Consider the following 6,220-nt stretch of genomic DNA (forward strand, 5'->3'; position numbering starts at 1 on the left):
CGTAAAGTCTGCGTATAAGTTATGCTTTTGCCTCTCTCCCAAAAAAGGCGTATTAGCCACGCTAATTTCCGGATGAGCGTGCGACGTAAGGGCATTTTTTAACGACTTATAAATGATATCGTACAAGCTGTTTTCGTCTGCAAATTTTACTTCTCTTTTTGTTGGATGTATATTTACATCTACCTCTGCAGGATCTATAATAATATAAAGCAGAATTCCTGGATATTTGTCATGAGGAATTGATTCTCTATAGACCTGAGATACGCAATGCATGAACCATTTTGGACAGTTGACAGATCTTGAGTTTACAAAAAAATATTGATACTTTCTATTAGGTAAAGAATCGTCTCTGCCTGTAAAGTAAATATTCAATGAAGCTTTAGGATGATCTACCTGTATATTTTTCAACGTCTTTGCAAAACCTTTGCCAAGAATATCAGAAATTCTTTCTATCGTATTATCTGTCTGAGAAGTAGAAAAAACAGTTTTATTCTCAGAAAGCATTTTAAAAGATGTATCGCTATTTGCTAAAGCAGTTTCTTCAAGAGAACTTATGATTCTCGAACGTTCAGTCGAATTGCTTTTTAAGAATTTATATCTCGCCGGCGTATTGAAAAATAAATTTTTAACTTCTGTTATTGTGCCTTCTGCTCCTGACCATGGAATAATTGCAATATCTTTTCCGCCGTCTGCTGAAAGTTTCCAACCTGAAGATTCACCTTTCTTTCTTGTCTTAATTTCAAAATTTGAAACAGCCGCTATAGAAGCAAGAGCCTCTCCTCTAAAACCTAAAGAATGAATATGCGATAAATCGTTAAAATCTTCTATCTTACTGGTAGCATGCCTTAATATGGATAATTCCAAATCTTTTTTATCCATACCAAAACCGTTATCGGAAATTCTTATAAGTTTTTTTCCTGATTCTTCTATTTCAACGATTATAGAAGAAGCAAAAGCATCTAAAGAATTTTCTACAAGTTCTTTGACTACGTTTAACGGTCTCTCTACAACTTCACCCGCTGCAATTTTATTGATTGTTTCCTGCGATAAAATATTTATAGGCATTTTGTTTCCTCAGTATGACAAACAGGTCTTTTATTATTAGCATGTAAGACAGCGCTATTTATACTTATCTTTCCATTCATGTATTAAATTTAAAACATCAAAGACTTGAAGAATTCACGTCGTTGTTGTCATTCTGAACGAAGTGAAGAATCCATTCTTCTATCATTTTGCTTCCTCAGTATGACAAACAGGTCTTTTATTATTAGCATGTAAGACAGCGCTATTTATACTTATCTTTCCATTCGTGTATTAAATTTAAAGCATCAATTGGACTCAATTTATTTATGTCAACATTTTTTAAGTCTGTTAAAATTTGAGGTTCTTGATATTCCACTTTTGGTTTTAAGAAGAAATTCATCTGCCTACTTGCATCATGGTTTGACGTACCAATGCGATTTACTTCAAGTTGATTCAAAATCTTATAAGCTCTTTCTATAACTTGGTTAGGTATTCCTGCAATTTTTGCGACGTATATTCCGTACGATTTATCTGCGCTACCTTCAACTATCTTATGCAAAAATATAACGTCGTCGTTCCATTCTTTAACATCTACACTGTAATTTACTACGCCTTTAAGAGTTTCGAAAAGTCCTGTAAGTTCAAAATAATGCGTTGCAAAAAGTATTTTTGCGCCTGCATTTGCTTTTCTTTTCACATCTGCAAAAAATTCTATAATAGCCCAAGCAATGGACATTCCGTCATACGTTGACGTCCCTCTGCCTACTTCATCGAGAATAATAAGACTCTTTTCGGTGTATTGGTTTAAAATATTTGCAGTTTCTGACATCTCAACCATAAACGTGGATTCCCCGTCGGCAAGATTATCTCCCGCTCCAATTCTTGTAAATATTCTATCAACAAGTCCTATTTCTGCAACCGAAGCTGGGACAAAAGACCCAATTTGCGCCATTATAACAATAAGAGCAGTTTGTCTTAAATAAGTTGATTTTCCTGCCATATTAGGACCGGTAAGGATCATTATTCTTGAATTTTCGTCAAAGGTAATATCGTTTGCAGTAAATTCGCCGGTTTTTAATATTCTTTCCACAACGGGATGTCTGCCGTCGCTAATGTGAAGTTCTTTACCGTTGGACATTGAAGGACATACATAGTTATACTCTAATGCATTTACAGCAAATCCGCAAAAAATATCAATCTCTGCAATAATCTGCGACGTTTTCAAAATATCTGTTGTGAAACTAGCTATTTCATACCTTAAAGTATTAAATATATCGCTTTCAAGTCTTAAAGTTTTTTCTTGCGAGGATAATATTTTCTCTTCAAGCGCTTCTAATTCTTCCGTTATGTATCTTTCACCGGTCGCAACAGTCTGTCTTCTCACATAATGTTTTGGAGCCAATGCTACATTAGATTTACTAATTTCTATATAATAACCAAATACAGAAGTATAACCTATCTTAAGATTATTTATTCCGGTAGATATTCTTTCTTTGGTTTCCAAATTTGATATATAGGTTTTTGCATCAGTCGATATTTTTCTTAAATCGTCAAGTTCTGCATTAACGCCATTTTTAATTACATTTCCGTCTTTTAAAGATACCGAAGGTTCGTCAAACAAGTGAGAAGAAATTTTATCTATAACTTGTACATTTTCAGGAATACTAAGATTTAATCCTTCGGCAGATTTTATAATTTTAGATATATCGTTTATTGTTTTTAGAGAATATTTCAGCGCAACTAAGTCTTTAGGATTTGCAACACCCGATGAAACCCTTGCAATGATTCTTTCGATATCTGAAATAGTTTTAAATTTTTCTACTATGTCTTTTCGTATAGCGGAATTTTCTATGAAAAACTTTACAATATTTTGACGATTTACAATTTTTGAAATATCCAAAAGGGGTTTTATAAGCCACTGTCGCGCAGTTCTCGCGCCCATAGACGTTTTTGTCGAATCTATAACAGAAAGAAGAGAGTTTATCGTTTTACCGTTTGACATGGAATTAAGAAGTTCAAGATTTTTTATTGCTACATTGTCCAAGTACATAAATTCTGAATTTCTTACGTATTTTATATCTGAAAATATACTTACGCTTTGAGGCTGCATCTCTTTAATATAAGAAAGAAGCGCCCCGCAAGCGCAAACTATCTCCTTTTTATTAAGTCCAAACTTTTTTGTAGTATTGTCGTCAAAAAGCTCAGCTATTATTTTTTGAGAATTATTGAAATCAAAAAAAGAGTTATTAATATCAGAAACAGGTATTTTAATCGTAGCTATAAAATTTGCTATTTGGCCATGTTGGATATTGTCTGCAGAAACAATAAGTTCACCGGGATTATATTTTGATATTTCAGTTTTAATAGATTTTAGTGTTGTTTCCGCAGTAAAAAATTCGCCGGTTGATATATCTGCCGTAGCAAATGCGGCAGACATTGTTGTTTCATCAAAAATAATTGACATTAAAAAATTATTCTCTTTTGACTCTAGTAACGTATCTTCCAAAATCGTTCCCGGAGTTATAACTTTTGTAACGCCACGTTTCACTATTCCTTTCGTTGTACCAGATTCTTCAAGTTGCTCACAAATCGCAACTTTAAAACCTTTTGTTATAAGTTTTTTTATGTAAGCGTTAACGGAATGATAAGGCACGCCACACATAGGCGTACTCGTTCTTTGAGTAAGCACAATCTCAAGAACAGGCGCTACTTTTATCGCATCATCGCCAAACATCTCGTAAAAATCACCTAAGCGAAAAAACAGTATCACTCCAGGGTATTTAGACTTAACATCCCAGTATTGCTGCATCAACGGCGTTAATGTTTGAGAAGATTTTTTAATTTTTATGCCCCTTTGAAATGAAAAATGTTTTGCTACGGGAGATAATCCCATAATCCTAATCCCGGCAATGCCCAGCAACATTGCCACCTTCTCAAATACCCAGACGGTGCCACTGTCACCCTTTTCAAAGAAAGGGGAATTAAAAAAAGAGAAGATAAGGAGGAACTACTGTGACGACAACTGATAATACATATATCTTTCACGCGTTTGTCGTATCCGAATGATACAACGCATTTAACTGTCTTTTCAACACGTCTATCCATATATACACTTTGTAAATCAACATTATAGATTCAACATAATGTCTTGTTTCTTTAAAAGGTATAAAATGTATCGACGTACTCGCCACGGGATTTGGTTTATTCCAACTATCAACATTTCCTGTACCTGCATTATACGCAGCCAAAGCTAAAACAAGATTATTATCGTAATAATTTAAAAGTCTTTTTATGTAGTAAGTCCCAAACATTATGTTTATCTCAACTTCTTTAAGTTTTGTATTAGAATAATCTGCAATATTTAACTGTCTTGCAATTTCCAACGCAGTTTTAGGCATTATTTGCATAAGACCAACTGCTCCTCTGCTTGATACAACATCAGGGTTTAGATTAGACTCTTTTTTCATAATGGCTTTAATAAGAAGATGATCAATGTCAAAGAAATTAGAATATTTGTTTATATAATCATTGTATGGATTTTTATCAAACAATCCTATTTTTTGTTCAAGACTAAATAGAAATACGATTATTAATCCTAAAATAAGACATAAAATAATCTTTTTCATGCAATATTGCCAAATAACGAATTTATTTTTGCTTCTTTAATAACAACATTAAGATGCTTGCCTAAATCTTTTCCCGTACCATCTTTGACAAACACTTTACGGCCGCCTCTTGTTCTTGCTTCTATAACGCTATTTTCAAATCTTTCAGCTAAAACCTGTTGCACGCTTCCAACCATTGCAGCAACAATTTCAACAGAAATTTTATTTGATTCCTTAAGAATAATTGCGTGTCGGCTTTTTTTCTCTTCTAAAGGTACATCATCAACCAGCTCAGACGCTTTTGTGTTGGGTCGCGGAGAATATCTAAAAACGTACGACCCTCCAAATCTTATATCTTTCACCGCTTTTAACGTTTCTTCAAAATCAGATTCTGTTTCACCCGGGAAACCTACTATAATATCAGTCGTTATACTTACGTCGGTAATAACGTTTCTTAACTTATTAATTAATTCCAAATAATGTTCGTAAGTGTATTTCCTATCCATTGCTTTGAGAATTTTATTGGATGCAGACTGCATAGGAAGATGTATATGAGAGCATACTTTCGGTTCTGTTGCCATTACACTTACTAAATCATCACCTAAATCTTTAGGATGATTTGTCATAAATCTAATTCTTTCAAGTCCGTTTATTGTAGATATTTTCTTGATCAACGAGGTAAAATTTACATCGTTATATTGATAAGAATTTACATTCTGCCCTAAAAGCATTATTTCTTTTGCGCCATTTTTCACAAACAAAGAACACTTTTTTACAATTATTTCCGCATCAAGACTTGTCTCCCTGCCTCTTACAAAAGGCACTACACAATAAGAACAATAATTATCACAACCTCTCATAATGGTAATATATCTCACAATATCGGAATGAGTATCGAGTTCTTCTTGTTTTTCAGCATCTATATTGCATAGGTCTATAATTTTTAAAGCAGTAATATCAATGTCTTTTGCGCCAACAACCAAATCAACGCTTTTAAAACGCTGCTTAATTTTTAGACCAAGCCTTTCTGCCATACATCCGGTAACAACTATCTTGATCTCAGGATTTTGCCGTCTAAACTCTTCCGCCCTGCCAAGATAAGAAAAAGCCTTTTGTTCAGCCTGATATCTTACAGAACACGTATTGAGTATAACGATGTCCGCATCTGACAAACTGCTTACTTTTGACATTCCATAAGTCGAAAGAACAGATCCCAGCCAATCAGATTCACATACATTCATCTGACAACCAATTGTTTCAATTAAATAATTCAAAAATTATTCCATTATTATTTGTTAAAACAGCTTGTATATTGTACAAAATTGCAATATTTTTATAACATTTTAAGACGTACTCTTTTTACTTCCAAGAATTTTCGTCAATGCTGTTTTAGCATCAACATGTCCTTGGTCCGCTGCTTTTTGAAACCAGTTCACTGCCTCTTTATAATTTTGTTGAACTCCGTCTCCTTTCTCATACATCACTCCAAGATTATACTGAGGCAGTGAACTGGTTTCAAAAAGCAGCGGGCCAAGGACATGTTGATGCTAAAACAGCATTGACGAAAATTCTTGGAAGTAAAAAGAGTACGT

5 protein-coding genes are annotated in these 6,220 nt (G+C 33.7%); all 5 read right to left on the reverse strand.

What is annotated here, in order from left to right; all coding sequences use genetic code 11:
* Positions 1 to 1,065 (reverse strand): DNA mismatch repair endonuclease MutL (gene mutL / locus LE180_RS05755; RefSeq protein ID WP_374134504.1); only part of this gene is annotated, 1,065 nt, incomplete at its 3' end.
* 220 nt (positions 1,066 to 1,285) lie between these two features.
* Positions 1,286 to 3,946, reverse strand: a complete 2,661-nt coding sequence (mutS, locus tag LE180_RS05760) for a DNA mismatch repair protein MutS (RefSeq protein WP_374134507.1) — start codon at positions 3,944 to 3,946, stop codon at positions 1,286 to 1,288.
* A gap of 118 nt (positions 3,947 to 4,064) precedes the next feature.
* Complete coding sequence (locus LE180_RS05765; protein WP_374134505.1) at positions 4,065 to 4,649, reverse strand: lytic transglycosylase domain-containing protein; 585 nt, start codon at positions 4,647 to 4,649, stop codon at positions 4,065 to 4,067.
* Positions 4,646 to 5,902, reverse strand: coding sequence for a tRNA (N6-isopentenyl adenosine(37)-C2)-methylthiotransferase MiaB (miaB, locus tag LE180_RS05770; protein ID WP_374134506.1), 1,257 nt, complete (start codon positions 5,900 to 5,902; stop codon positions 4,646 to 4,648). The genes LE180_RS05765 and miaB overlap by 4 nt, the downstream gene beginning before the upstream one ends.
* 69 nt (positions 5,903 to 5,971) lie before the next feature.
* Positions 5,972 to 6,154: a tetratricopeptide repeat protein gene (locus tag LE180_RS05775; protein ID WP_374134508.1), complete on the reverse strand. Its 183-nt coding sequence runs from the start codon at positions 6,152 to 6,154 to the stop codon at positions 5,972 to 5,974.
* Between the last annotated feature and the right edge of the window lie 66 nt (positions 6,155 to 6,220).

Source organism: Candidatus Endomicrobiellum pyrsonymphae (genome assembly GCF_020328025.1).
GTDB lineage: Bacteria > Elusimicrobiota > Endomicrobiia > Endomicrobiales > Endomicrobiaceae > Endomicrobiellum > Endomicrobiellum pyrsonymphae.